The sequence below is a fragment of the Staphylococcus sp. HMSC055C03 genome (assembly GCF_001809385.1).
Classification (GTDB): Bacteria; Bacillota; Bacilli; order Staphylococcales; family Staphylococcaceae; genus Staphylococcus; species Staphylococcus simulans.
On sequence record NZ_KV797494.1, the window covers coordinates 154,272 to 179,638 of the forward strand.

At 36.7% G+C, this 25,367-nt stretch carries 17 protein-coding genes and 1 riboswitch; of the genes, 4 read left to right on the plus strand and 13 right to left on the minus strand.

Annotation, left to right across the window (positions count from 1 at the left end; all coding sequences use genetic code 11):
* Positions 1 to 206: 206 nt before the first annotated feature.
* Entirely contained in the window at positions 207 to 1,247 is a 1,041-nt protein-coding gene (locus HMPREF2603_RS08245; RefSeq protein ID WP_060804261.1) for a M42 family metallopeptidase, read from the minus strand.
* Positions 1,248 to 1,385: 138 nt separating this feature from the next.
* On the opposite strand from HMPREF2603_RS08245, the gene HMPREF2603_RS08250 reads away from it, so the two are divergent.
* Positions 1,386 to 2,480, plus strand: coding sequence for a prephenate dehydrogenase (locus tag HMPREF2603_RS08250; RefSeq protein WP_060804260.1), 1,095 nt, complete (start codon positions 1,386 to 1,388; stop codon positions 2,478 to 2,480).
* A gap of 52 nt (positions 2,481 to 2,532) precedes the next feature.
* Here HMPREF2603_RS08250 and HMPREF2603_RS08255 read toward each other — a convergent pair whose 3' ends face one another.
* Positions 2,533 to 3,795: a Y-family DNA polymerase gene (locus tag HMPREF2603_RS08255; protein WP_060804259.1), complete on the minus strand. Its 1,263-nt coding sequence runs from the start codon at positions 3,793 to 3,795 to the stop codon at positions 2,533 to 2,535.
* Positions 3,796 to 3,954: 159 nt separating this feature from the next.
* On the opposite strand from HMPREF2603_RS08255, the gene HMPREF2603_RS08260 reads away from it, so the two are divergent.
* Positions 3,955 to 4,140, plus strand: a complete 186-nt coding sequence (locus tag HMPREF2603_RS08260) for a 2-hydroxymuconate tautomerase (protein ID WP_002480877.1) — start codon at positions 3,955 to 3,957, stop codon at positions 4,138 to 4,140.
* Between the two features lie 285 nt (positions 4,141 to 4,425).
* On the opposite strand, the gene HMPREF2603_RS08265 is transcribed toward HMPREF2603_RS08260, so the two are convergent.
* Positions 4,426 to 5,442 (minus strand): LCP family protein, encoded by a 1,017-nt coding sequence (locus HMPREF2603_RS08265; RefSeq protein WP_002480876.1) that lies wholly within the window; start codon positions 5,440 to 5,442, stop codon positions 4,426 to 4,428.
* Positions 5,443 to 5,582: 140 nt separating this feature from the next.
* Between HMPREF2603_RS08265 and msrA the strand changes: the two genes are divergently transcribed.
* Positions 5,583 to 6,101 carry a peptide-methionine (S)-S-oxide reductase MsrA gene (msrA, locus tag HMPREF2603_RS08270; RefSeq protein ID WP_002480875.1) on the plus strand — a complete coding sequence of 173 codons (519 nt, stop codon included), beginning with the start codon at positions 5,583 to 5,585 and terminating at the stop codon, positions 6,099 to 6,101.
* Between the two features lie 65 nt (positions 6,102 to 6,166).
* Here msrA and HMPREF2603_RS08275 read toward each other — a convergent pair whose 3' ends face one another.
* The 10 genes from HMPREF2603_RS08275 to parE form a co-directional block, all read right to left on the minus strand.
* Complete coding sequence (locus HMPREF2603_RS08275) at positions 6,167 to 7,081, minus strand: homoserine O-acetyltransferase/O-succinyltransferase family protein (RefSeq protein WP_060804258.1); 915 nt, start codon at positions 7,079 to 7,081, stop codon at positions 6,167 to 6,169.
* A 1-nt stretch (position 7,082) separates the two neighbouring features.
* Positions 7,083 to 8,363, minus strand: coding sequence for an O-acetylhomoserine aminocarboxypropyltransferase/cysteine synthase family protein (locus HMPREF2603_RS08280; protein WP_002480873.1), 1,281 nt, complete (start codon positions 8,361 to 8,363; stop codon positions 7,083 to 7,085).
* Between the two features lie 59 nt (positions 8,364 to 8,422).
* Positions 8,423 to 8,520, minus strand: a riboswitch (SAM riboswitch).
* 198 nt (positions 8,521 to 8,718) lie between these two features.
* On the minus strand, positions 8,719 to 11,244 hold the full coding sequence (gene mprF / locus HMPREF2603_RS08285; RefSeq protein ID WP_060804257.1) for a bifunctional lysylphosphatidylglycerol flippase/synthetase MprF: 2,526 nt from the start codon (positions 11,242 to 11,244) through the stop codon (positions 8,719 to 8,721).
* Positions 11,245 to 11,388: 144 nt separating this feature from the next.
* Positions 11,389 to 12,615 (minus strand): AI-2E family transporter, encoded by a 1,227-nt coding sequence (locus HMPREF2603_RS08290; protein ID WP_031262556.1) that lies wholly within the window; start codon positions 12,613 to 12,615, stop codon positions 11,389 to 11,391.
* A 163-nt stretch (positions 12,616 to 12,778) separates the two neighbouring features.
* The gene (gene ptsG, locus HMPREF2603_RS08295) at positions 12,779 to 14,857 is read right to left on the minus strand and encodes a glucose-specific PTS transporter subunit IIBC (protein ID WP_057510540.1); all 2,079 of its coding nucleotides are present in this window, start codon (positions 14,855 to 14,857) and stop codon (positions 12,779 to 12,781) included.
* A gap of 121 nt (positions 14,858 to 14,978) precedes the next feature.
* Positions 14,979 to 17,003 (minus strand): glucose-specific PTS transporter subunit IIBC, encoded by a 2,025-nt coding sequence (gene ptsG, locus HMPREF2603_RS08300; protein ID WP_070463559.1) that lies wholly within the window; start codon positions 17,001 to 17,003, stop codon positions 14,979 to 14,981.
* Between the two features lie 127 nt (positions 17,004 to 17,130).
* Entirely contained in the window at positions 17,131 to 17,991 is an 861-nt protein-coding gene (gene glcT, locus HMPREF2603_RS08305) for a glucose PTS transporter transcription antiterminator GlcT (protein WP_037556387.1), read from the minus strand.
* 264 nt (positions 17,992 to 18,255) lie between these two features.
* Positions 18,256 to 19,719 (minus strand): glutamine transporter AlsT, encoded by a 1,464-nt coding sequence (locus HMPREF2603_RS08310; protein WP_002480867.1) that lies wholly within the window; start codon positions 19,717 to 19,719, stop codon positions 18,256 to 18,258.
* 288 nt (positions 19,720 to 20,007) lie between these two features.
* Positions 20,008 to 22,431, minus strand: coding sequence for a DNA topoisomerase IV subunit A (gene parC / locus HMPREF2603_RS08315; protein ID WP_060804255.1), 2,424 nt, complete (start codon positions 22,429 to 22,431; stop codon positions 20,008 to 20,010).
* Positions 22,428 to 24,428 (minus strand): DNA topoisomerase IV subunit B, encoded by a 2,001-nt coding sequence (parE, locus tag HMPREF2603_RS08320; RefSeq protein ID WP_023015250.1) that lies wholly within the window; start codon positions 24,426 to 24,428, stop codon positions 22,428 to 22,430. Before parE ends, parC begins: the two co-directional genes overlap by 4 nt.
* A 292-nt stretch (positions 24,429 to 24,720) precedes the next feature.
* Between parE and plsY the strand changes: the two genes are divergently transcribed.
* The gene (gene plsY, locus HMPREF2603_RS08325) at positions 24,721 to 25,329 is read left to right on the plus strand and encodes a glycerol-3-phosphate 1-O-acyltransferase PlsY (RefSeq protein WP_023015251.1); all 609 of its coding nucleotides are present in this window, start codon (positions 24,721 to 24,723) and stop codon (positions 25,327 to 25,329) included.
* Positions 25,330 to 25,367 lie beyond the last annotated feature (38 nt).

The window sequence follows — 25,367 nt, forward strand, 5'->3', positions numbered from 1 at the left end:
TTCATTATTTAAATTGTTGATCTTGCACATTAAAAGCCCAATTCACATTATATGTTGTACTGATTTACATCAACCATCAGTTTTCTGTGTGCTACAAATCATATAAGCTACGTTTACTTCTAACGTCGTTTGCAATGTACTTTGAATAATACACGCTCTTTTTTAAGATGTCAACACATAAATTCAAAATTTCTAACTATTTCGAATTAATCTCCAACCATTTCTGAATAAAGATAGACTTCAAGTAAACGTTGTGTCGCTTTGATTGAATCAAGATGCGTACGCTCTAACGCATGTGAAGATTCGATACCCGCACCAAATAAACCGTGTTTTATATCTGCTCCTGCGCGTAACGCAGCTGAAGCGTCTGAGCCATAGTAAGGATAAATATCAACTTTGTATGGAATATTATTTTCTTTCGCCAATTGTGTAAGATGTTGGCGTAATTTTTTATGATATGGTCCTGATGCATCTTTAGCACAAATCGACACTGTATATTCGTCTGACGTTTGACCATCACCTAACGCACCCATATCAAATGCGATGTATTCATTCACTTTACCTGGAATTGACGCATTCGCACCATAACCAATTTCTTCATTATTTGAAATAAAGAAGTGTGTCGTATAAGGCAATGTTTTATCATTCTTGCTATAGTCTTCTAAGAAATCCATAATCATCGCAACACTTGCCTTGTCATCTAAATGACGAGATTTAATAAAATCATTCTCTGTAATGATTGTTCTAGGATCTAAACTTACAAAGTCCCCTACTTCAATACCTAATTGGCGTGTATCTTCTTCATTATGTGTTACCGCATCAATTCTGATTTCCATATGTTCTTTATCTCGTGGAATATTATGGTTGTCTTTATAAACATGAACTGAAGTTTCATGTAAACAAATCGTGCCTGTATAGTTTTTACCTGAATCTGTATGAATCGTACAGTATTCACCTTCAATTGCGTTGAACGCATAACCGCCAATCAACTCAATACCTAAGCGACCATCTTCTTTAATTTCTTTGACCATTGCGCCTAAAGTATCTACATGTGCAGTAATACAACGATGATCTACATCATTTTCACCTTTAACTGTAATCATCAATGCACCTTTATTTGTCACATAAGTCGGATACCCTAAATCCTCCGCAAAAGATTGCACATACTCTATAGCTTGATAAGCATCACCTGATGGGCTTGGAATTTCAGTTAATGTTTTAATAGTTTCAAAAATATTTTTTGACATAAAAGACCCCTCCTTACTCTTATTGTACCGATTAATTTTCCAAATAGAAATTGAAATAGATAAGTGAAAGACCTTGCACCATTTGAAAATATACACTATAATATCGCTATTCTGAAAATTTAGACAGAGGTGAGTCTTTTGACTAAAAATATTTTATTTGTTGGTTTAGGTTTAATCGGAGGCAGTTTAGCTACTAATTTCAAGTACTTTCATGATGATGTCAATATCATCGCCTATGATTCTAATCCAAGTCAACTTGATAAAGCCCTATCTATTGGGATTATTGATGAAAAAGTATTAGATTATGAAGCAGCAGTAGCAAAAGCAGACATTATCATTTATGCAACACCTGTCCAACAAACCGTTCAATATCTAAAGACTCTTACAAATTTGTCTACAAAACCTGGGTTGATCATTACAGATACCGGAAGCACTAAAGGGACAATTCAAGCCTTTGAAAAACAATTACTAGCAGAGAACATTCACTTGATCGGAGGACATCCAATGGCCGGCAGCCACAAATCAGGCATCTTAAACGCTAAAAAGAATTTATTCGAAAATGCTTACTACATGCTGGTGCATTCAGAAAAAGACAACGATGCAGCTTCAGAAGAAATTAAACAGTTACTCCAAGCCACACGCGCAAAAGTCATTGCTACATCACCTGAAGAACATGATTTTGTGACGAGTATTGTCAGTCATATTCCTCATATCGCTGCAGCATCTTTAGTCAATTTAAGTTTAAATCATGATCAAGATTCCCCATTAATTAAACAGTTAGCAGCTGGTGGTTTCCGAGATATCACACGTATTGCCAGCAGCAGTCCTGAAATGTGGAGCGATATTATGCATGAGAATAAAGCATATATCTTATCTGGTATCGAAGAATGGCAAACACAACTCGCCCTACTCGCTTCACAAATCAAAAATGACGATAACGAAGGTATTTATCAATTTTTCGAGCAAGCACGTGAGTACCGTAATCAGTTACCAGCGAAAAAACCAGGTGCTGTGTCTAGTTCTTACGAATTATACGTCGACATCCCTGACGAACCTGGTATGATCAGCAAAGTAACATCTATACTAAGTTTACATAATATTTCTATAAGTAACATTAATATTGTGGAAGTCAGAGAAGATATCTATGGTGCATTACGCATCAGTTTTAAAACACCTGAAGATCGTGAACTTGGCATTAATGCCTTAAATGAATTCGATACTTACAGTCTATAAATCATTAAAAGCTCCCTTCAAAGCATACATCAAGCTTTATAGGGAGCTTTCTTTACATTTTATGGCCTGCCATAAGACCTAAGCGTCCGTATTTCGTACCAGCATCTGTATAAGATATGGCTTTTGAAACAATACCTTTACCATATTTTTCTTGTAGTTGATCAATTGCTTTCGCTAAAGCTTCACTTCGTTTTCTTTCATACTCATCTACAAATAGATTTAATTGTTGAATACCTTCAGGCACAAATTGTGTTAATGAAACACTGAGCGTGCGATAAAGCAGCTCTTTTTCGCATAATTGATTTGCCCACTTTTCTACGCCTTTCCAAATCTCTTTTTCCAAATTTGTCGGTTCGTCTAATGTGAACTGTTTATGCACGCCTCCACCATCTTTATAACCAAAAGAAAAATGAATAGTACGTGCACGCATTTTACGTAATCTAACGCGCATTGCTACATCTTCAATTAACTCTTGCATGACGACTTTCGCATCTTCATACGTATAGTCGTGCATTAATATCTGACTCTTACAAATCGATGGATTGGTAATTTTATGTTTCTCCCGTATTTTACTTTGATCAATCCCATGTGCATGCAGATGTAAATCAATCCCTTTAATTCCGAAATCTCGTTTTAAGTATTGATAAGGATAATGTGCTAAATCACCAATCGTAAATATCCCACGCTTATTCAATTTCTTTTCGGTACGTGTATTGATCCCCCAAAACTTATGCAAGGGTTGGATATTCCATAACTTCTCTGGCACATTTTGATAGCGCCATTCCACAATACGGTTATCATTATGTTTTGCTTCAATATCCATCGCAAGTTTACTCAGCAACATATTTGAACCGATACCGATTGTACAGTATATCTGTGTCTGTTCATAAATTTCTTTCATCAATTTGATACAAAATGAATGGACGGTACTACTGAAGCGATGATAACTGTCTGTCACATCCATAAAAAATTCATCAATACTATACTGATGCAAATCTTCAGGTGGTACATACTGCAAAGCAATTTTAGAAATCATAATCGAAACGTCCAGATACTTACGCATACTGGGATTAATAATATAAATATCATTGCGGTGCGGAATTTCAAACAATCTTGAACCTGTGGTTATACCGATGGCTTTTAATGGTGGTGTTGCTGCTAATACAACAGAACCTTGTCGTTTTGTATCAGCGACCACCGCAAGCTTTGTCTTTAAAGGATCTAAACCTTTTGAGATACACGATACACTCGCAAAGAAGCTTTTTTGGTCAATACATAAAATATCTCTATCCTCTAATAAATGGTAATCATACATTGTAACACCCCCGCTTCTGATACTTTTAGTATATACGAACATTTGTTCTTATTCAATACTAAAGAGAACAAATGTTCTGTTTTAAAAATTATTATATTCCTAATCTCTTCGATACATTAGTGGTATAATAAACTTACATCAAACAAGGGAGGCGTTCTCATGCCATTAGTAAACATTAAATTAATCGAAGGTCGTACAGACGAACAATTAAAAGCATTAGTTAAAGAAGTAACAGATGCTGTAGAAAAAACTACAAATGCTGATCGCAACGCTATCAGTGTAGTATTAGAAGAAATGAAACCAACACATTACGGTGTCGGCGGCGTTAGAAAATCAGACCAATAATAAAAAAAGGTGAGCAGCAGTTAATCATTAACACTAACCGCTTCTCACCTTTCTTATTTTACCTCTCTATCTCCTCTTTCACCTTTACCTCTCATCTATTTCTATCCTCTTTACTACTTACCTCTCCTTCACCTTAACTTCCTTCGTTTCACATCTCTATCCACTTTACATACACATACAGACCACCCACACCGCTTTAAACGTAAAAAACAGCCGACATCTATATGCCGACTGCTTTCTACTCAATCCATATATTCCATCAATATGAACCAAAGTACTGCGCTGTTAATTTTGTCCTTCTTTTTTCTTGTTGCTGTTATCATTGCTGTTGTCATTTAAAAATTCTTCAATTGCCTTTTTATTCGCAGGCTTATCTACTTCTAACGCACTGCCGCTTTCAGGTGTTTGAATATCTTGATAAGTCCCTTTCATCGGAACCGTTAATGTCTTCACGTCTTTATCACCGCGGATACCGAAGTTCATACCCGTTTGAATTAACGCAGAGTCTGGAATATCTGTATTCAAATAACCACGTAAAATACCTGCGACTTTAGGTAATTTAAAAATCGCACCTGGTTTTGTCATTTCTTGTTTTAACGCTTGAATCACTTGTTGTTGTCGTCTGACACGACCAAAGTCACCTTCAGGGTCATGACGAAAACGTGCATAACCTAATAGCTCTTTACCATTTAAATTATGATGCCCTTTTTTCAGTGAGACACCAATTAATTCTGACATATCTTTCTCTACATCAATCGGAACACCATCAGGAGCTAACTCATCGACCATTTTCTCGAAACCTTCGAAATCCACGACCGCATAGTATTCAGGGTTAATACCATAGTTTTCAACCAAAGCTTTTCTTAAAAGCTCAGCACCACCTAATGAATAGGCTGCATTAATTTTATAGTCTCTATATCCTGGAATTTTTGCGTATGTATCACGCATCACAGAGACCACTTTCATTTTTTTATGAATATAGTCATATTGTGCTACCATGATAGAGTCTGTTCTAGATTTACCGCCATCTGATTTGTCTGCCCCTAAGAGTAAAATAGAAATCTTACCGTCGTTTTTAACAGGACCGTTAAACTTCTCTACTTTCATATTTGAATTATGTTTTTTCGCATAATTAATACCGCTTCTATACCCAGACACCGCATATACAACCATAATAATAAATACAATTAAGATACCTAAAATCACAAACGGAAGTTTGCGCATGCGTTTCTTGGTGCGTTTCGGAAGCGGTTGTTCGCCACTGCTTCGTTTATAATTGTCATTATTCGTTTCATTTGTCATTTTAACCAACCTTATACTTCAAAATTAACAGCCTATGTAATATAATTAATACATACTAAAGTTATATAATTTTCTTTTAAAAATCAAGTATTTTCTAAGCAAATGGTACTAAGGTCCCATAAAAAGAAAGGATAGATTGAATGAATATCAATACAGCTTATTTTGCCGGGGGATGCTTTTGGTGCATGACTAAACCTTTCGATACCTTTGATGGTGTTGAAAAAGTTACATCCGGCTACATGGGAGGCACTGTTGATCATCCCACGTATGAACAAGTTAAAACAGGTCAAACCGGTCATTTAGAAACCGTTAAAATAGAGTACGACGTTGCCTTAATTTCATACAATAAATTACTTGAGATTTTCTTTTCAGTCATCGATCCTACCGACGCTGAAGGTCAATATCAAGATCGAGGCTCACAGTACCGTACAGCTATATTCTATACTAATGAAGACCAACAAGAAACCGCTGAACAATATATCGAGTCATTAAAATCAACTATCAACAAAGATAAAGCTGTTGCGACGAAGGTTTTACCTGTTGCGACATTCTATGAAGCAGAAACATATCATCAAGACTTCTATAAAAAGAATCCAGAACGTTATCAAGAAGAACAAGCACAACGTGAAGCCATCAAACAACAACGAAAAGACTCATAAGCTGATTATCATATAAAAATGCGCAAGCTCATCATAGTGATTGATGACAGACTTGCGCATTTTTTCTATGCTTTATTTTGTTTTAGAATTGATTCTGCTGTTTGCTCTGCATTTGACCAACGCGATGCATACATCATATCCGTCCAGTTTTGGAATAATTGTTGCGCATAAGAAATCCAATGGGCTGGCAACAAGTCTAGAGAATCTCCTCTGAAGTAGTTTTTAGGTTTAACTGCGGTTTCTTTAGACTTATCACTATCACGTTTAAATTCATTTAACAACGTATCATTCTCATATTCAAAATGACCGCCGATAAATAAATCTGTTTGATTGCGATTAGAGATAAAGTCTATACCCGTATACGGACTATACGTAATCACATTTAAGTCTTCTTCTTCCATGACTTCTCCTGGATCCATATAAGAACCTCTAGATTGTGGAATAATGTATTCTGGTATTTCAGATAACGCAGGATGTGCTTGTAAAATATGATAGCGATAAATTCCAGTGAGTTTCTTTTTAAACATTCGCTTATGAATACCGTAGCGATAATTCAAAGCAAATTGCGCACCCCAGCAAATAAACAAACGTTGTTTCACATGTGTATTCGACCAATCAAAAATCTTTCTTAATTCCTCGATGTAATAGACTTCAGAGAAATCAAGATGTTCTACAGGAGCCCCTGTCATAATCATGCCATCGTAATGGCGATGTTTGACAGCTTCAAACGTTTTATAATACTGTTCTGCATGATTATAAGAAGCAGACTGCGATTTTTGAGTAACCGGATAGATGAAGTCAACATTAATTGCGTGGCTCGTCAAACCAAGCAGTCTCAGCAACTGTCTTTCAGCATCTTGTTTCACCGGCATCAAATTAACAATCAATAAATTCAAACCTTCAGGTATACGCTTCTCTTTAAATTCGATTTGCTCTGTTTTTAGTACAGGCAGAATCGGAACGCTATCAATAAACAACATCTTAAATCGCGTCTAATCCTTTTTCTAAGTCAGCGATAATATCATCAATATGTTCAAGACCGATAGACACACGGATTGTTTCAGGTGTAATACCTGCTTTCAATTGATCTTCTTCATTTAATTGTGCGTGTGTTGTAGAAGCCGGATGAATCACTAATGATTTCGCATCGCCGACGTTCGCAAGTAAAGAGAAGAGTTCTAAAGATTCGATAAATTTAATGCCTGCGTCATAACCGCCTTTGACACCGAAAGTGAAAATAGAGCTTGCACCTTTAGGTAAATATTTTTCTTTTAAATCATAGTATTCGCTTGATGGTAAGCCTGCATATTTAACCCATTCAACTTTGTCATGGTTTTCTAAGAATTTCGCAACTTTTTCTGCGTTTTCAACATGACGTTCAACACGTAATGATAATGTTTCTAAACCTTGTAGTAATAAGAAAGCATTAAATGGAGAAAGTGCTGCACCTGTATCACGTAATAATGTTGTTCTGACTTTGAATGCTAAAGCAGCTGGTCCGAACGCTTCAGTGAACACTAAATCATGATAAGATGGATCAGGTTCTGTTAAGCTTGGGAATTTATCGTTTTGTGTCCAATCGAAGTTACCGCCATCAACGACAACACCACCCATTGAAGTACCATGACCACCAATAAATTTAGTCGCTGAATGTACCACAATGTTCGCACCGTATTTGATTGGTTGGATTAAGTATGGAGAAGCAAATGTATTATCAACAATTAATGGAATACCCGCTTCATGTGCAATTTCTGCTAACTTTTCGATATCTTCAACATTACCTTCAGGGTTACCGATTGTTTCGATATATAGTGCTTTTGTATTCTCTTTAATCGCATTTTTAACTTCATCAAAGTTTTTGCTGTCTACGATTGAAACATCAATACCGAATTTAGGTAACGTATGTGCAAATAATGTATGTGTACCACCGTATAACGTAGAGCTTGCGACAATGTGATCACCTGCATCTGCAACAGTTTGAATCGCATATGTGATTGCAGCCATACCTGAAGCTACCGCAACCCCAGCGACACCGCCTTCAAGTTCTGCTACACGTGTTTCAAACACTGCTACTGTCGGGTTTGTTAAACGTGAGTAAATATTACCTAATTCTTTTAAGCCGAATAAGTTCGCCGCATGTTGTGTATCATCAAATGTGAAAGATGTTGTTTGATAAATCGGTACCGCTCTCGAATGCGATGCTTCATCTACCTCTTGTCCTGCGTGTAATTGTAACGTTTCGAATTTAAAATCATTTGTCATGTTCATTTCCTCCTTAAATGTAAAAAACGAGCCTACCTGAAAAAGATAGACTCGCTACGGGCTTATCTTTCAGGTCTTCACCTGCTGGAATTAGCACCTAACTTAAATAGGTTGCCTGGTATCGTAGGGCCAGTCCCTCCACCATTCTTGATAAGTTTTTTTATTAATTTATTCAGAGTATAGACTGAAATTCAGACAATGTCAATAGACTTTTCTTAGTTTTCTGAATTTTGGATTAAAATAAAATATTTGGATAACAAAGTTTACATACGTTTAATCGTAAACCATTAAAAAAAGACCGAGACCTTTTTTGGCCTCGATCTTTATATGCACCTTGCAGTATGAAACGGTTCAACTAGTGTTTAGAGCGAATCACTAACAACACTTTAATCATACTTTGCCATAAGGAACTGTGTCTTGAGTAAACTAAATATCGTGGTTCCCACTCTGGTTTGAATTTATCTTTATAACGTCTTAAACCGCTGAAGCGATATAACGTATTAAAGTTATCAAAGATTTTACCTGCGACACGTTCATTCCAATATGAGTATTCATTTTGACCGACATTGGATAAGGTCGCCATACCCATGTTAAATGCTTTGTAGCCTTTTTCTTGGCTCCATAACAACATATGCAGATAGAGCGCATCCATCAACGGTAAATCTACATCTGGCAACCAACGAATTAAATCTACTGAAATGGAATCATTGTAATACGTCGGCATTAAACTGCAGAATGCGATGACACGGCCATTTTCTTCTTTTAGAATTCCAATCGGTGCTTTTGATAAATAGTCATGTGTGAAACGGCCGACTGAGAAATGCATTTCATTTTTGCCGTCTAACCATTGATCACTAATATCTTCCAACTCCTTAAGGAATTCATCTGTATATGGCGGTTCTATAATCTCAAAGTGAACATTTTGGTCTTCTAGTTTATTTAACGTTGCTCTGAATCCTCTGCGTTTTTTACCAGAAGTTGTAAATGTTGTTAAATCAATGACCGCTTCTTCACCCAATTTAAAGAACTGGTTACCAAAATCATGATATAGCGGCATATGACGATTTGTCGCTTGATAGAAAATCACTTCATAACCCAAATCTCTAGCATAATGGTACAACGATTCAAACAAATCATTAAATCGTTTAGGATTACCAATCGGATCACCTAATACCACAATACAATTAAGTTTAAAGCGATACATCACAAACGCTTCTTTCGATTCATCCATATACACAGTTTTATCTCCACTATGAAGCAAATGGCTTAAATAGTTGCCGCCGAATTTTTCGATAATCGCTTCACACTGTTCGATATCATTGGCTGGATAATCTTTACGATACGCATTTTCAAATAACCAGACAATAAACGTCACGATAATAATAACCACAAGAATGGTCAACCATAAGTAATAACGTAACATTGAGTTATCTACTTCAATACGGTAAGCATCTACCGCATCTAATACAAAGACAATCATATAGTGATTCAGTGTCAACATAACAACACTAATAATCAGCATTGAAACTATATGGCGTAAACGAATCGGACGTTTTAGGACTTGTGCTTTCATAAAGGCATAAATCAATAAACCAAATACCACAAGCAACCACGTAATTAATAAAAATGAGGTATTCGTATACACTGTAATCACAAAGATCAACACGATAGAAACCATCGCAAATAATATGGCTCTGCGGCTTTGTTTAAAGATACCGCGAACATTCAACATCAGAATTAAACAAGCACTCGTATGAATCGTCACCACAATATAATAAAACATATGGTTCGGATCATATAAGCCTTCATAAATAATACTGACGTTATTTAAGATAAAGACTAAACTCGTAAACATGACCAGTACCGCTAAAGAAAGCGATGGAATTTTAGAAGTGATGGATTTTTGATATGAAAATAAAAATGAAGTCACTTCTTTTGCTGGTGTATAGTACTTCGATTGTTCAATATAACGTTTAGCTGAAGTACCGAATTCAAACATTGATAAGATTAACGCAATAATCACTGGAATGATATAATACGCAAAACGATATAACATCAACGCTAAGACAATTTTTTCTTCTGGTAAATTCAAGTGCTTCAAGCCGACTAAAATCACGACATCAAAAGCCCCGAAACCACCAGGAATAAAACTGATTAACCCGGCAATCGCCGCAATAATAAAGATACCGACAAATGATGTGAATGACACATCTAAGTTGACAATTCGTAATGCAAAATAGAGTACAAAACTTGCGGCTAACCATTCCACACCTGACACTAGTGTTAAATAGACACCTGTAAAACGGCGAGACGGTTCTACTGGTTTTTTAATTGTGATAAAGATAAATACAGGCAAGAAACATGCGACCACATAGAGTAAAACATGTACTACTGGATAATCATTCAGTAAATGTTTCGCATTAAAGACATGGGTCACGACTAGAATCGACAGCATGCTTAAACCAGTCAACATCGATAATAAAACCAATGAAATATAATGCAATAACGTTTTCGTATCTTTCACGTAAGGTTTATAGACTGATAGACGTGCACCCGCACCGATAAAGCCTCCAAATCCGATAATAGAATTCAACGCATTGATAATATAGCTGACACGTAATACTTTAAATAAAGACATTTTCAATTTTAAAGTCCGTACCATCGTCACATCATACAGGCTTAATAATAATATAGATAAGCCACCAGCAACTAACAGACTCGTTAATTCAACACGATTCAATTTTTCAAACAGTACAAATAATTTTTTAAAGTTCATGGTTGAGAGTTCTTTGTATAAAGTCGTCACAACTAAGATAAAAAGAACAGTCGCAAACACAATTTTCGCACCGGTGATTAATCGACCTTTTAATTGTTTTGACATTGTTTCCCTCAATTCCTCACACCATTTCAAGCAATTCATGAAATGATTTATAATATACCAAAATGTTACCACATAACTATATGTCAAAGCACCAAAAAAATAAGACATGACACCTAACAAAAGTGTCATGCCTTATACGTTACTTTACTTCAATTGATTATTCGGATTATCTGCCCACTCATCATCAGCAACTTCATAAGGTCCTGAATCTTGACCATAATAACGGTTATAACGACGTTTATACATACCGAATAAGTGTGTGACTAACACTTTAATGACCGCATAACCAGGAATTGCGAGAATGACACCCACAATACCAAGTAAATTACCTGCACATAATAATACAAAGATAATTGTCAAAGGATGAATCTTTAATGTTTTACCCATGACGTTAGGTGAAATAAAGTGACCTTCAATAAATTGAACTGCTGTCCACACAACAATTAATTTTACTAACATAATCGGTGATGTAATCAATGCCATAATAATAGCTGGAGAAATTGCGATGGTTGGTCCTAAATAAGGAACCACACTAGTGACTGCCGCAATACTCGCTAAAACTAAGCTGTAATCTAAACCGATAATCGAATAACCGATAAAGAGTAAGATACCGATACAAAATGATACAATGATTTGACCTTGGATATATGAACCTACTTGTAAGCTCATGCTTTCAATTACTTCATGCACATCTTGACGATATTTCGGTGGCATCACTTTTGTTAAACCTGCTTTGAAGCGATGACCATCTTTTAAGAAGAAGAAGAGTACGAATGGTGTTGTGACGATAACCACACCAATATTCACAACCGCTTCAGCGATTGACATAATCTTCGTTCCGAAACCATCAAAGAAATCTGAAACCATTGTCGGTACTTTCTTCGCTATTTTATCAAGCTGATCTTGAATTTGCGTATAGAAATCAGACATACCCGCAAAATGCGACCAGCTGGTTACTTGATCAACCATTTCATTAAATTTATCTACATAACGTGGGAAGTTATGCGCGAACGTTTTGATTTGGTCGCTAATGACTGGAATTAGTAAATTAACTACTAACGCAATCACCGCTGCAGCGAAACAAAACAGAATAATAATCCCCCATAGTCTTGGGATATTATAACGTTCCATAAATTGAATAACTGGATTTAACAAGTAGAATAAGATCAAACCTAAAATAACCGGCGCTGCAATCGTATTGAATATGATCACAAACGGGTGGAATATGTACGATACTTTATCAAATATAAATATTGTTAATCCAATCATAATCAACATCAGAAGACCGAACATCAAGTTCTTGCCTCCGATAAATCTCATAAACCGTGTTTCACTCAGCGAAAAACGCTTCGGTTTATCATTATTTTCCATGTACTTCACCATTCCTTGCTATTGATTAATCATATTTTATCGCTATTTTGTAAAAAAAGAAACTTTTTATTTATCATTCCCTTCAACGCTACTCTTTACCCCTAACCCTAAAAATAAAAACTGATGCCTAAAAGAATTTAGACACCAGTTTGTGTTTGTTTTACTATGGTTTGACTATAGCGATTTTATCCCCATGTGTCACTTCACCTTCATGAACCAACTCTATTTCTGGTTGTTCTTGATTTGTGACGATAATCGGTGTGATAGTACTATCCGCATGTTTCTCAATATAATCTAAATCTACTTTCATCAACGGTTGGCCCAGTACAATTTTATCCCCTGCTTCAACTAAAATATCAAAGCCTTGACCTTCCAATTTAACGGTTTCTAAACCGAAATGAATTAATAATTCTACGCCGTCTTTAGATTCTAAACCCAGTGCATGTTTGGTTGGGAAGATCATCTTCACTGTACCATCAAATGGTGCGTAGACTTCACCTTTAGATGGTTGAATCGCAAAACCATCTCCCATCATTTTGCCAGAGAATACTTGGTCAGGTACCTCTGAAAGCGAAACGACTTTACCTGTAATCGGCGCATAAATTACTGCACCGCCCTCAGCTACAACTTCTGCTGTTTCTGTATCTCCATCTTCTGTTACTGTCGTTTCTAACGGAGACGTAATCTTGCCATCCATAATCTGTTGCATATCATGTTTGATTTGATCTGACTTCGGTCCGAAAATCGCCTGCATATTATTGCCGACTTCAAGGACACCTGATGCTCCTAAATCTTTTAATTCTTGAACATCCACTTGAGACTTATCATTCACTTCTACACGTAAGCGTGTAATACATGCATCTAAATGTTTAATGTTGTTTTTACCACCCATCGCATCTAATACTTTAAATGGTAATTCACTCACTGACACGTTCGTTTGTGTCACTTCTTGATCTTCTCGACCTGGTGTTTTCAAGTTCATTTTCTTAATTAAGAATGTGAATAAGAAGTAGTACACAACTGCATAACAAATACCGACTGGAATCACTAATAACGCATTGGAACGATCCCATGATAATAAGCCATATAAAATATAATCAATAAAACCGCCTGAGAAGGTCATACCGATTTTAACGCCTAATAAATGCATAATTAAGAATGAAGAACCTGCTAAAATGACATGTGCAACATAAAGAATCGGCGCTACAAATAAGAATGAGAATTCTAATGGTTCTGTAATCCCTGTTAAGAATGCTGTAAGCCCTGCTGATAACATTAAACCTGCGACTACTTTTTTACGTTCTGGTTTCGCTTGACGATAAATCGCGAACGCTGCTGCTGGCAAACCGAACATCATAAATGGATATTTACCTGTGGTAAAAGCCCCTGCCGTAAACGGTACACCATCTTGGTATTGTGCCATCCAAATACGTTGGTCACCACGAATTAAGTTACCCGCTTCATTTGTATAATGTCCGAACTCAAACCAAAATGGTGCATAGAAAATATGATGTAAACCAAATGGAATAAGTGAACGTTCAATAATCCCGAAAATAAATGTCGTTAAAGCTAAGTTTTTACCTAATAAGAAATTAGATAAGTTATTTAAGCCATCTTGAACAGGTGGCCATACAAAACTTAAAACAATCCCTGTCACGATTGCGACTAATGATGTAATAATCGGTACAAATCGCTTCCCAGCAAAGAATCCTAAAAATTGAGGAAGTTGAATGTTGTAGAAGCGGTTATAACATATTGCTGCTAAAGCCCCGATAATAATCCCGCCGAATACACCTGTTTGTAAGGTCGGTATGCCTAATATCAAAGCATGTGCCGGGTCTTTTGCTGATTGTCCTAACGTTTTAGCCCCTTCAGCATAAGAATAAATATCATCAATTGTAATACCTACGACTTTACCCATGGTCGCATTCATAATTAAATAACCGACTAGTGCCGCAATACCAGCAACACCATCACCACCTGCTAAACCAAGTGCTGTTCCCATCGCAAAGAGTAATGGCAAGTTATCAAAGATGACCTGACCAGATACTTCCATAATCTGACTGACCATCTGAATATAATGATTTTCCATCCAAGGTGCGTAGTGTAAGATTTGTTCGTTGTGCATCGCATTACCGAACGCCAGTAAGATCCCAGCTGCAGGTAAAATCGCCACTGGCAGCATTAAGGCTTTACCAATACGTTGTAATTGTCCAAAAAAGAATTTGAATAACTGTTTCATAGATAACCTCCTTGTATAAAAAAAGCACGAACTAGAAACCTCCTTGAGTTTCATAGCTCGTGCTCAATGTGCATGACGCATCGATTAAAGTGTCTGAGGTGTTGTTTCTGTGTAGCTGTTTCTATTTAATTAAGACTGCTTTATCACCATGGTTAACATGGCCATGTTGTAACACTTCTAATGTGCGATCATTTAAATTTGTAACGACGATTGGTGTAATCGTACTTTCAGCATGTTCTTTAATGTAATCTAAGTCGACTTTCATTAAAGGTTGGCCTAAAACGAACTTATCGTTTTCTTTAACTAAGATGTCGAAACCTTGACCTTCAAGTTTAACAGTTTCTAAACCGAAGTGAATCAATAATTCTACGCCATCTTCTGATTCGATACCAATCGCATGTTTTGTTGGGAAGACCATTTTCACAGTACCGTCGAATGGTGCATAAACATCACCATTATCTGGTTTGATTGCGATACCGTCGCCCATCATTTTTTCAGAGAATACTTTATCTGGTACTTCTGTAATATCTACTAATTCACCTGTAATCGGTGCATAAATCACTGCGTCACCTGTTTGCGCTACTTTCGTTGTTGCATCGCCTTCATCAATCACTGTAGTTTCTTCAGGAGATGTGATTTTACCATCCATAATCTGTTGCATATTATGTTTGATTTGATCTGATTTCGGACCAAAGATCGCTTGCATGTTGTTACCGACTTCAAGCACACCTGAAGCACCTAAATCTTTCAAACCTTGTACATCTACTTTTGCTTTATCATTTACTTCTACACGTAGACGTGTAATACATGCATCTAAGTGTTTGATGTTAGATTCGCCGCCCATCGCGTCTAACACTTTGAATGGCAATTCATTTGTTGAAACTGTAGATGTCTGCATCTCTTTGTCTTCACGACCTGGTGTTTTGTAGTTCATTTTTTGGATGACGAAGCGGAAGATAACATAGTAAATAACCGCATAAATTAATCCAACTGGAATAACTAACCACCATTGTGTCTTATTCGGCAAGATACCGAGTAAGAAGAAGTCAATAAATCCACCAGAGAATGTGTAACCTAAGTGCACATCTAATAAGTAAAGAATTAAGAATGATAAACCATCTAATACTGCATGAATGAAGAATAATAATGGTGCTACGAATAAGAATGAGAATTCTAAAGGTTCAGTGATACCTGTTAAGAATGATGTCAAAGCACCAGATAACATTAAACCAGCAACCACTTTTTTATTTTCTTTTTTCGCTGTTTGATAAATCGCAAGTGCTGCTGCTGGTAAACCGAACATCATAACTGGGAATTCACCTTGCATGAATTTACCTGCAGTTAAAGGTACGTTATCACGAATTTGTTCGATAAAGATACGTTGGTCACCATGAATGATTTGACCAGCTAAGTTTTTATATGAACCGAATTCAAACCAGAACGGTGCATGGAAAATATGGTGTAGACCAAACGGAATCAATAAACGTTTAATGAAACCGAATAAGAATACAGCTAATCCTGTATTTGATGCTAATAAACCTTCACTGAATGCGTTTAAGCCGCCTTGGATAAATGGCCAAACAATCGCCATTGGAAACGCTAAAATAAATGATAACGTCGCCATCATAATTGGTACGAAACGTTTCCCTGCGAAGAATCCTAAATAACTTGGCAGCGAGATATTATAGAACTTGTTATAACACCAGGCCGCTAAAGCCCCGATAATGATACCGCCGAACACACCCGTTTGGAGTGTCGGAATTCCTAATACTGTCGCAAAACCTTTTGCAGCATCTGCTGCTTTTTCAGGTGTTACATTTAAGAACATTCCCATTGTTTTGTTTAATACAATAAAACCGACGAATGCTGCGATAGCTGCAACACCATCTCCGCCGGCCAACCCGATTGCGACACCTAATGCGAAGATAATGGCCAAGTTATCAAAGATAATCCCACCGGCACCTTCCATCATTTTCGCAACGTTTTGAACACCTTCTACTTTAATAAAAGGCAGTAAACTTTGAAGCGCATCGCCTTGAAAGGCGTTCCCTAATGCTAAAAGTAAACCCGCTGCCGGTAAGATCGCAACAGGAAGCATTAACGCTTTACCAATACGTTGCAATTGACCGAAAAACTTTTTCCACATAAAAGTTTCCTCCTAAATTTATAAAGTTGTAAACATCACCTAGCGACATAGCAGCAAAGAAAAAAGGCATGAGTAATAAAAGCTGGAAGTACGACCAACTTTCATGACTCATGCCTAATCGAATTAGTTACACGTTATGATTTTGATTTTTATTCGCAAAATGATAAATATGCAACGTCAGATACGAGAGTTCCGCTTCATAGACAGGAACTTCAAGATGCTGCTGCATCATTTTAATGATTTTAACAGCTATATTATAGCACACGGGATAATGCGCTTTCAACATGTTTCCGAAATCTTCATTGACTTGAATAGTTTCACCTTTTTGTAAGCGTCTGATTAAGAATTGGATATGACGGATAAAGCGTTGATAGATAATCGAACTTGTATCAATTGTATAACCTAAATCATGTTCCATAATTTGAACACTTTTATTGATAATCTCATTCGTCAATCTTACTTCGCTTAAAGTTAAATCATCTTTACTGCTTGCGATATGTAACGCGATAAAGCCGATTTCATCATCTGGAAAATCAATATCTAACAAGCCGTTTAAATGCTCTATCACTTGAACTGCAATTTGATATGATTCAGGGTATAGCTGTTTCGTTTCAATTAAGAATGGATTTTTAATAAATTGCTGCTGTTTGATACGTTTATACGCAAACAAGATATGATCCGTTAACGCGACGACTAAATCATTATCATCAACTGAGCGATCCGCTTTCGTGATGATATCAATCGCTTCAATAATTGATTGTAAAACATCATCATCAGCCATCTCTACTAATGCTTTATAATGTTCTTGTTCAGATTTATGTTCTAATTTATAAACTTTATCAATCATTGCTTTGTCAGATAAGCGCATCCCTTTTTTCTTATTAAAACCGATACCTTTTCCGATAAGAACGACTTCGTGCTGTTGTGTTTCATCTTTACAGATGATGACGTTATTATTTAATGCTTTCTCTATCACGTAGCTGCTCATGAAGATCACCTTTTCTCCTCAATACTCTATCCTATTCATTATAGCCCATTTCACTATTGATAGCGCTGAATTAGAAATTATTTTACCATATCCTTGTACATACTTGGATTATTTTTTATTATTTCATGTTTTTCTTCTCTAGAAATACAATAATTTGTCATTTTTTATACTTCTAAAAAAATAAAATCCCTTATCAACAACACATGATGTGTGTGATAAGGGAAGCAAATGGTTGAATCTCTTATTCAACTCATACTCTATTTATTATTTTTTACGTGATAATTGTTTAGCTGGATCGCCCCAACATTCAATACCAAATAAATTGATTTCCAAGTTCTCTGGCTTGAAGATCGGTTTCTTACCAGCTTTACGTTGGTCATGGTAATCTTTCATCACAGCCAGTGCAATGTTAGACAAGGCAATGATAGAAATAATATTGACGATTGCCATTAAGCCCATGAAGACATCCGCAGTACTCCATACTGTTTCTGTTTTCACGACTGCACCAAAGAAGACTAATAATACAACTAAACATCTGAAAATAAATAACACCGTTTTATTGTAAGATAAGAATTCAATGTTAGATTGACCATAATAGTAGTTACCGATAACAGATGAGAATGCGAACAATGTAATTGCGACAGATAAGAAAATACCGCCTGCACTGCCTAAATGTTCGTTCAATGCTGATTGTGTTACCGCAACCCCTTGTGGTGCACCTTCACCGAATTGTAAACCGCCGTATAATAAAATAACGATTGCTGTTGCAGTACATACTAAGATTGTATCGAAGAATACACCTAATGACTGAAGTAAACCTTGTTTTACTGGGTGTGGTACAGCTGCTGTTGCTGCCGCGTTTGGCGCAGAACCCATACCGGCTTCGTTTGAGAATAAACCACGTTTAATCCCTTGTAATACTGCCGCACCGACTGCACCGCCAGTCGCTTGTTCAATCCCAAAGGCACTCTTGAAGATTGTTAAAATCATTGGAATGATTTGGTCATAGTTCATGATTAAGATGACTAATACCACACCAATATAAATAATTGCCATAATCGGAACGATATATGAAGACAATGTTGCGATACTTCTTACACCACCGAAAATGATAATTCCTGTTAATACTGCAAGGACAATACCTGTTACGACTGGGCTGATATGATATTGTGTTTTCAATGATTCTGCAATGGTATTGGCTTGTACTGTATTAAACACAAAAGCGAATGTAATCGTAATTAATACCGCAAATAAGACACCTAACCATTTTTGATTCAAACCTTTTGTCATATAGTACGCTGGTCCCCCACGGAAACCGCCTGCTTTATCAGGCACTTTATAAACTTGTGCTAAAACGGATTCTACAAACGCACTGGCAGCACCGATAGACGCGATGACCCACATCCAAAAGACTGCACCAGGACCACCTAAGACAATCGCAGTCGCAACACCGGCAATATTACCCGTACCTACACGAGACCCTGCACTGATTGCGAAAGCTTGGAAAGGTGAAATCCCTTTTTCACCGCTATCTAATGTTTCAGGTTTTTCCACTAACGCTCTAAACATTTCTCCAAATGACGTAAACTGTATAAACCTGGAGCTGATTGTAAAGAAAAGTCCTGCAGTCAGCAGTAAACCGATTAAGTATTGTGACCAAATCAAGTCATTCCCTACTTCAACAAATGCTTTAAACCAACCAGGTACTAAACTATCAAAATCTTTCACATTTATTACCTCATATTCTGTTAAATATTTATGTATATCTGATACATAACAATGGAATATATCGACTGCTTTCTTCAATATACACCTCTTAAATAAAAAAAATACCAAGAGGCAGGATTCTAAAAGGATGTGCTACCACTTGTTATTTCATTTGATTTACTCTATATTTTATCATCTTAGCAATTATCTGACTATATTTTTTTGAAAAACCTTATCCTTCACAAAGAAAAGCTGTTCAAATTAACAGGGATATACGTCCCTTTTTTGAACAGCTTTACTTCATTAAATTTATGCTTCAGGTTCACTCATATCTGATACAGATAATGCTTCAACATCTCCGAAGCTATCTACATCAACCACAAATGATCCATTTGTATATTGTTCTGTTAAATGTACATCTCCCACAGTACCTGTGAAAGTATCCTTGTTTGAATACAATGTATACGTCGCAGCTGGATTTTCAATCACATCAGCACTTACGATACGATGCGGTTTGCTTTTTAGTTCTTTCAACAGTTTAATACCGCGTTGTGCACGTTTAGCTTCTGTTAGCACTTGATAGCCGATACGTTTAACTGCACCTCTTTGTGTTGCCATTAAAATCGTATTATCAGGATGTACGACTTGTGTCATCACTACGTAGTCATCATCTTTAAGGTTAATCGATTTTACCCCTGCAGCACGTAAACCAGTACTTGATAATTCATCCGAACTATAAGTTAATGACATACCTGTATGTGTAATGACTGAGAGTAATTGCGGTGATTCAATACGCATCACATTAATCACTACATCGTCATCTTTTAATTTCATCGCAATCAGCGGTTTATTGAAACGTGTTGTCTTAAACAGACCTAACTCACTTTTCTTGATCATACCGTTTTTCGTAGCCATTAAATAATCCGCTTCTTGTTTGAAATCTGGTTCAGTAAAGACATCAATGACACGTTCATCATTTTCTATCGGCACAAGTTGTGAAATATGCTGACCAAGGTCTTTCCACTTGATATCAGATAGTTTATGCACCGGTAAGTAGAGATAACGGCCTTTATCTGTAAAGACTAAAGCGATATGTTGCGTATTCGTTTCTACGTAACGTAATAAGCTGTCGCCCTCTTTTAATCCGACTTCTTCTACTTTATTCGCATTGAAGCTTCGGATTGAAGTACGTTTGATGTAACCATCTTTAGATAAACTTAAAATTGTTTCCTCACTCGGCACAATCACTTCTTTAGAGATTTTAATTTCAGAAATCTCTGCTTCAATACGAGATAAACGTTCTGACTTAAAACGTTTACGAATCTCTTTCAGTTCATCTTTAATCACGTTTAATAAAGCATCGTGGTTATCTAAGATATGACGTAAGCCTTTGATTTGCTCTTCTAATTCTTTATGTTCCGCTTCAAGCGCCACAATATCAGTGTTTGTTAAACGATATAATTGCAATGTCACAATAGCTTCTGCTTGTTCTTCAGTGAAGTCAAACTCTGCGACTAAATTATCTTTCACATCACGTTTGTTTTTAGATCCGCGGATAATCGCAATGACTTCATCTAACACAGATAAAGCTTTCATTAAGCCTTCAACAATATGCATACGCTTTTCAGCGTGGAACAAGTCATAGCGCGTACGTTTCGTCACAACTTCAATTTGGTGATTCAAGTAACTATCGATAATTTGGCGGATGCCCATTTGTTTAGGGCGTCCTTCACTGATTGCGACCATGTTGAAGTTATAAGAGATTTGTAAATCTGTATTTTTGTATAAGAAGTTCAAAATCGCTTCACTATTAACATCTTTTTTCAATTCAATCGCAATACGTAATCCCGTACGGTCTGTTTCATCACGTACTTCGACAATACCATCCACTTTTTTATCTGCACGCAATTCATCAATCTTTTTGACTAACGCACTTTTATTCACTTCATATGGAATTTCAGACACTACTAATTCTTGTCTGCCGTTACGTAACGTTTCAGTTTCCACCATAGAGCGAACAACAATACGTCCTTTACCTGTTTCATATGCTTTTTTAATACCGTCGACACCTTGAATAATGCCGCCAGTCGGGAAATCCGGCCCTTTTATGTGTTTCATTAACTGATTCACTGTAATATCTGGATTATCAATGAACTTCAAAGTTCCATTAATGACTTCACCTAAGTTGTGCGGCGGAATATCTGTCGCATAACCTGCAGAAATCCCTGTGGAACCGTTCACTAATAAGTTAGGGAAACGCGCAGGCAATACCATCGGTTCTGTTGTAGTGTCATCATAGTTCGGCACAAACGAAACTGTTTCTTTATTGATGTCGCGTAATAATTCTTCAGAAAGTTGACTGAGTTTCGCTTCGGTATAACGCATCGCAGCTGGCGGGTCATTATCGATACTCCCGTTATTACCATGCATTTCAATTAACACATGACGCAATTTCCAGTCTTGACTTAAACGCACCATCGCATCATAAACAGAAGAGTCGCCATGAGGGTGGAATTGTCCGATAACATCACCGACTGTTTTGGCACTCTTACGGAAGTTTTTATCAAATGTATTGCCGCTTGAGTACATCGCATATAATATACGGCGTTGTACCGGCTTTAAACCGTCTCTGACATCTGGGAGGGCACGTTCTTGGATGATGTATTTACTGTAGCGACCGAAGCGGTCGCCAATGACATCTTCTAACGAAAGGTCTTGGATGATTTCGCTCAATTTACTTCCTCCTCATCGTATGCTTCTTGATCTAGAATTTCGATTTCATCGTTTTCTAGAATACTTTGATCTTCTTGCATACCAAATTGTACATGTCGTTCAATCCAATCACGACGCGGTGCAACTTTATCACCCATCAACGTCGTCACACGTTTTGATGAACGAACTTCATCTTCAACATTAACGCGAATTAACGTACGCGTTTCTGGATTCATTGTAGTTTCCCACAATTGGTCAGGGTTCATCTCACCTAAACCTTTATAACGTTGTAAGCTGAAACCTTTGCCTAATTGTTTTTGAAGATTTTCTAGTTCATCATCTGTCCAGGCATATTCTACTTTCTTCGCTTTACCTTTGCCTTTTTCTAATTTGTAAAGTGGCGGCAAGGCAATAAAGACACGGCCTGCTTGTACAAGCGGCTTCATGTATTTAAAGAAGAACGTTAATAATAAAACTTGAATATGTGCACCATCTGTATCGGCATCGGTCATAATAATGACACGATTATAGTTGCTGTCTTCTAATTTGAATTCAGTTCCTACACCTGCACCGATCGTATGAATGATAGTGTTGATTTCTTCGTTTTTGAAGATATCTTCTAAACGTGCTTTCTCAGTATTAATAACCTTACCACGTAATGGTAAAATAGCTTGATATTTGCGGTCACGACCGAGTTTAGCAGAACCACCTGCAGAGTCACCCTCTACAAGATACAGTTCTTTCTTCTCTGTATTTTTACTTTGTGCTGGTGTTAACTTACCAGACAATAAAGTATCTTTGCGTTTGTTCTTTTTACCAGAACGTGCATCTTCACGTGCTTTACGTGCAGCTTCTCTGGCTTGTTGTGCTTTCACTGCTTTTTTGACAAGTGATTTAGATAATTGTCCTTTTTCTTCTAAGTAGAAAGGTAGTTTCTCTGCGACTACGCTATCTACTGCACTTCTTGCTTCCGCCGTACCTAGTTTAGACTTCGTTTGTCCTTCGAATTGTAATAACTCTTCAGGAATACGGACAGAAATAATCGCTGTTAAGCCTTCACGAATATCATTACCATCTAAATTTTTATCTTTAGCTTTTAATTCACCAATGCGACGCGCATAATCATTAAACACACGTGTCATCGCAGTTTTAAATCCGACTTCATGTGTACCGCCGTCTTTAGTACGTACGTTATTGACAAAGCTTAAGATACTTTCAGAATATTGATCATTGTATTGGAAAGCGATATCGACTTCGATACCATTGGCTTCTCCTGAAAACGTCGCAACATCATGTAAAACTTCTTTGCCTTCGTTGACGTAAGACACGAATTCTTTGATGCCGTCTTCATAATGATAAATTTCTTCTCTTTCTTTACCAGAACGTAAGTCTGTTAAAGTGATTTTTAGATTTTTTAAAAGGAAGGCTGATTCTTGTAGGCGTTCGCTTAATGTATCAAAATTGAATGATGTGGCTGATTTAAAGATTTCTGGATCAGGTTTGAACGTTACTTTCGTTCCTTTTTTACGTGTTTTTCCTTTTTTCTCTAAACCAGTGGCAGGTAATCCCCCTTTATTAAAACGCTGTTCATAAATAGAGCCGTCTCTATAAATTTCAACGACTAACCATTCACTCAATGCGTTAACTACGGAAGCCCCTACACCATGTAAGCCGCCTGATGTTTTATAGCCGCCTTGGCCGAACTTACCGCCGGCATGCAAGATTGTGAAGATAACTTCGACTGTCGGTTTACCAGATTTATGAATCCCCGTCGGCATCCCGCGTCCGTTATCTTCTATTGTGATACTATCGTCTTTATTGATAGTCACTTTGATTTCATTACCATAACCGTTCAATACCTCATCTACTGAGTTATCTACGATTTCATATACTAAGTGGTGTAAACCACGTTTATCGGTTGACCCAATATACATTCCTGGTCTTTTACGGACTGCTTCTAATCCTTCAAGTACTTGAATAGAATCGTCCGAATAGTTTTGTCGTTTATTTGTTGCCAATCGATTCTTCGCCTCCTACAAACGTACGTTCGTTTATAAAACATTACAATAAACATTCTTACTTAAATCAAATCAAAATGCAAGTCAGAAATTGATTTGCATGTGATAACATTTTACAACCTAACGAAAAAAGATTTCTTTCGATAAAAGATTTTGTTACTATGAAAATCGAACATTGTCGCTTAAACTATATATATCGAGAATGTGTCGTGAAAATAACAGAACAGTCCACTTCAAAGTCTTGGAGTGTGGTAAAATAACGTTATCGTCAATAAAGGAAGTGTCAAAGTCAATGATGATTGTACTCATGCTGCTGCTCGCCTACTTAGTAGGTTCATTCCCAAGCGGTATCATAATCGGAAAATTATTTTTCAAAAAAGATATAAGACAGTATGGAAGTGGTAATACCGGTGCTACTAACAGTTTTCGTGTGTTAGGACGACCAGCCGGATTTGCTGTAACTTTCTTAGATATATTTAAAGGTTTTATTGTAGTTTTCTTTCCACTATGGTTCCCAATCCATACGACAGGACCTATCAGTGAGTTCTTTACACATGGTATGATTGTCGGTGTATTTGCGATAGTCGGACATGTTTTCCCAGTCTTTCTTAAATTCAAAGGTGGAAAAGCTGTCGCAACCAGTGCGGGTGTCGTATTAGGTGTTGCTCCGATTTTACTCTTAATCTTAGCAGCTATCTTCTTTATTACATTAAAACTGACTAAATACGTATCCTTATCAAGTATCGTCGCAGCTATTTGCTGTGTCATCGGATCACTCATTATTCAAGATTATATCTTATTAGGTGTCAGCATCATCGTTGCTGTCTTATTGATTATCAGACACCGTACAAATATTATAAGAATCTTCAAAGGTGAAGAGCCTAAAATTAAATGGATGTAAATCACAAGGGGCTGGGACATAAATACAGTCCAAAATAA

Excerpts from the sequence above, each read along its gene's own strand:
- HMPREF2603_RS08245 (WP_060804261.1), bottom strand. The coding sequence starts at position 1,247 with ATGTCAAAAAATATTTTTGAAACTATTAAAACATTAACTGAAATTCCA.
- HMPREF2603_RS08255 (WP_060804259.1), bottom strand. The coding sequence starts at position 3,795 with ATGTATGATTACCATTTATTAGAGGATAGAGATATTTTATGTATTGAC.
- HMPREF2603_RS08260 (WP_002480877.1), top strand. The coding sequence starts at position 3,955 with ATGCCATTAGTAAACATTAAATTAATCGAAGGTCGTACAGACGAACAA.
- HMPREF2603_RS08265 (WP_002480876.1), bottom strand. The coding sequence starts at position 5,442 with ATGACAAATGAAACGAATAATGACAATTATAAACGAAGCAGTGGCGAA.
- msrA (WP_002480875.1), top strand. The coding sequence starts at position 5,583 with ATGAATATCAATACAGCTTATTTTGCCGGGGGATGCTTTTGGTGCATG.
- HMPREF2603_RS08275 (WP_060804258.1), bottom strand. The coding sequence starts at position 7,081 with ATGTTGTTTATTGATAGCGTTCCGATTCTGCCTGTACTAAAAACAGAG.
- HMPREF2603_RS08280 (WP_002480873.1), bottom strand. The coding sequence starts at position 8,363 with ATGACAAATGATTTTAAATTCGAAACGTTACAATTACACGCAGGACAA.
- mprF (WP_060804257.1), bottom strand. The coding sequence starts at position 11,244 with ATGTCAAAACAATTAAAAGGTCGATTAATCACCGGTGCGAAAATTGTG.
- HMPREF2603_RS08290 (WP_031262556.1), bottom strand. The coding sequence starts at position 12,615 with ATGGAAAATAATGATAAACCGAAGCGTTTTTCGCTGAGTGAAACACGG.
- ptsG (WP_057510540.1), bottom strand. The coding sequence starts at position 14,857 with ATGAAACAGTTATTCAAATTCTTTTTTGGACAATTACAACGTATTGGT.
- ptsG (WP_070463559.1), bottom strand. The coding sequence starts at position 17,003 with ATGTGGAAAAAGTTTTTCGGTCAATTGCAACGTATTGGTAAAGCGTTA.
- glcT (WP_037556387.1), bottom strand. The coding sequence starts at position 17,991 with ATGAGCAGCTACGTGATAGAGAAAGCATTAAATAATAACGTCATCATC.
- plsY (WP_023015251.1), top strand. The coding sequence starts at position 24,721 with ATGATGATTGTACTCATGCTGCTGCTCGCCTACTTAGTAGGTTCATTC.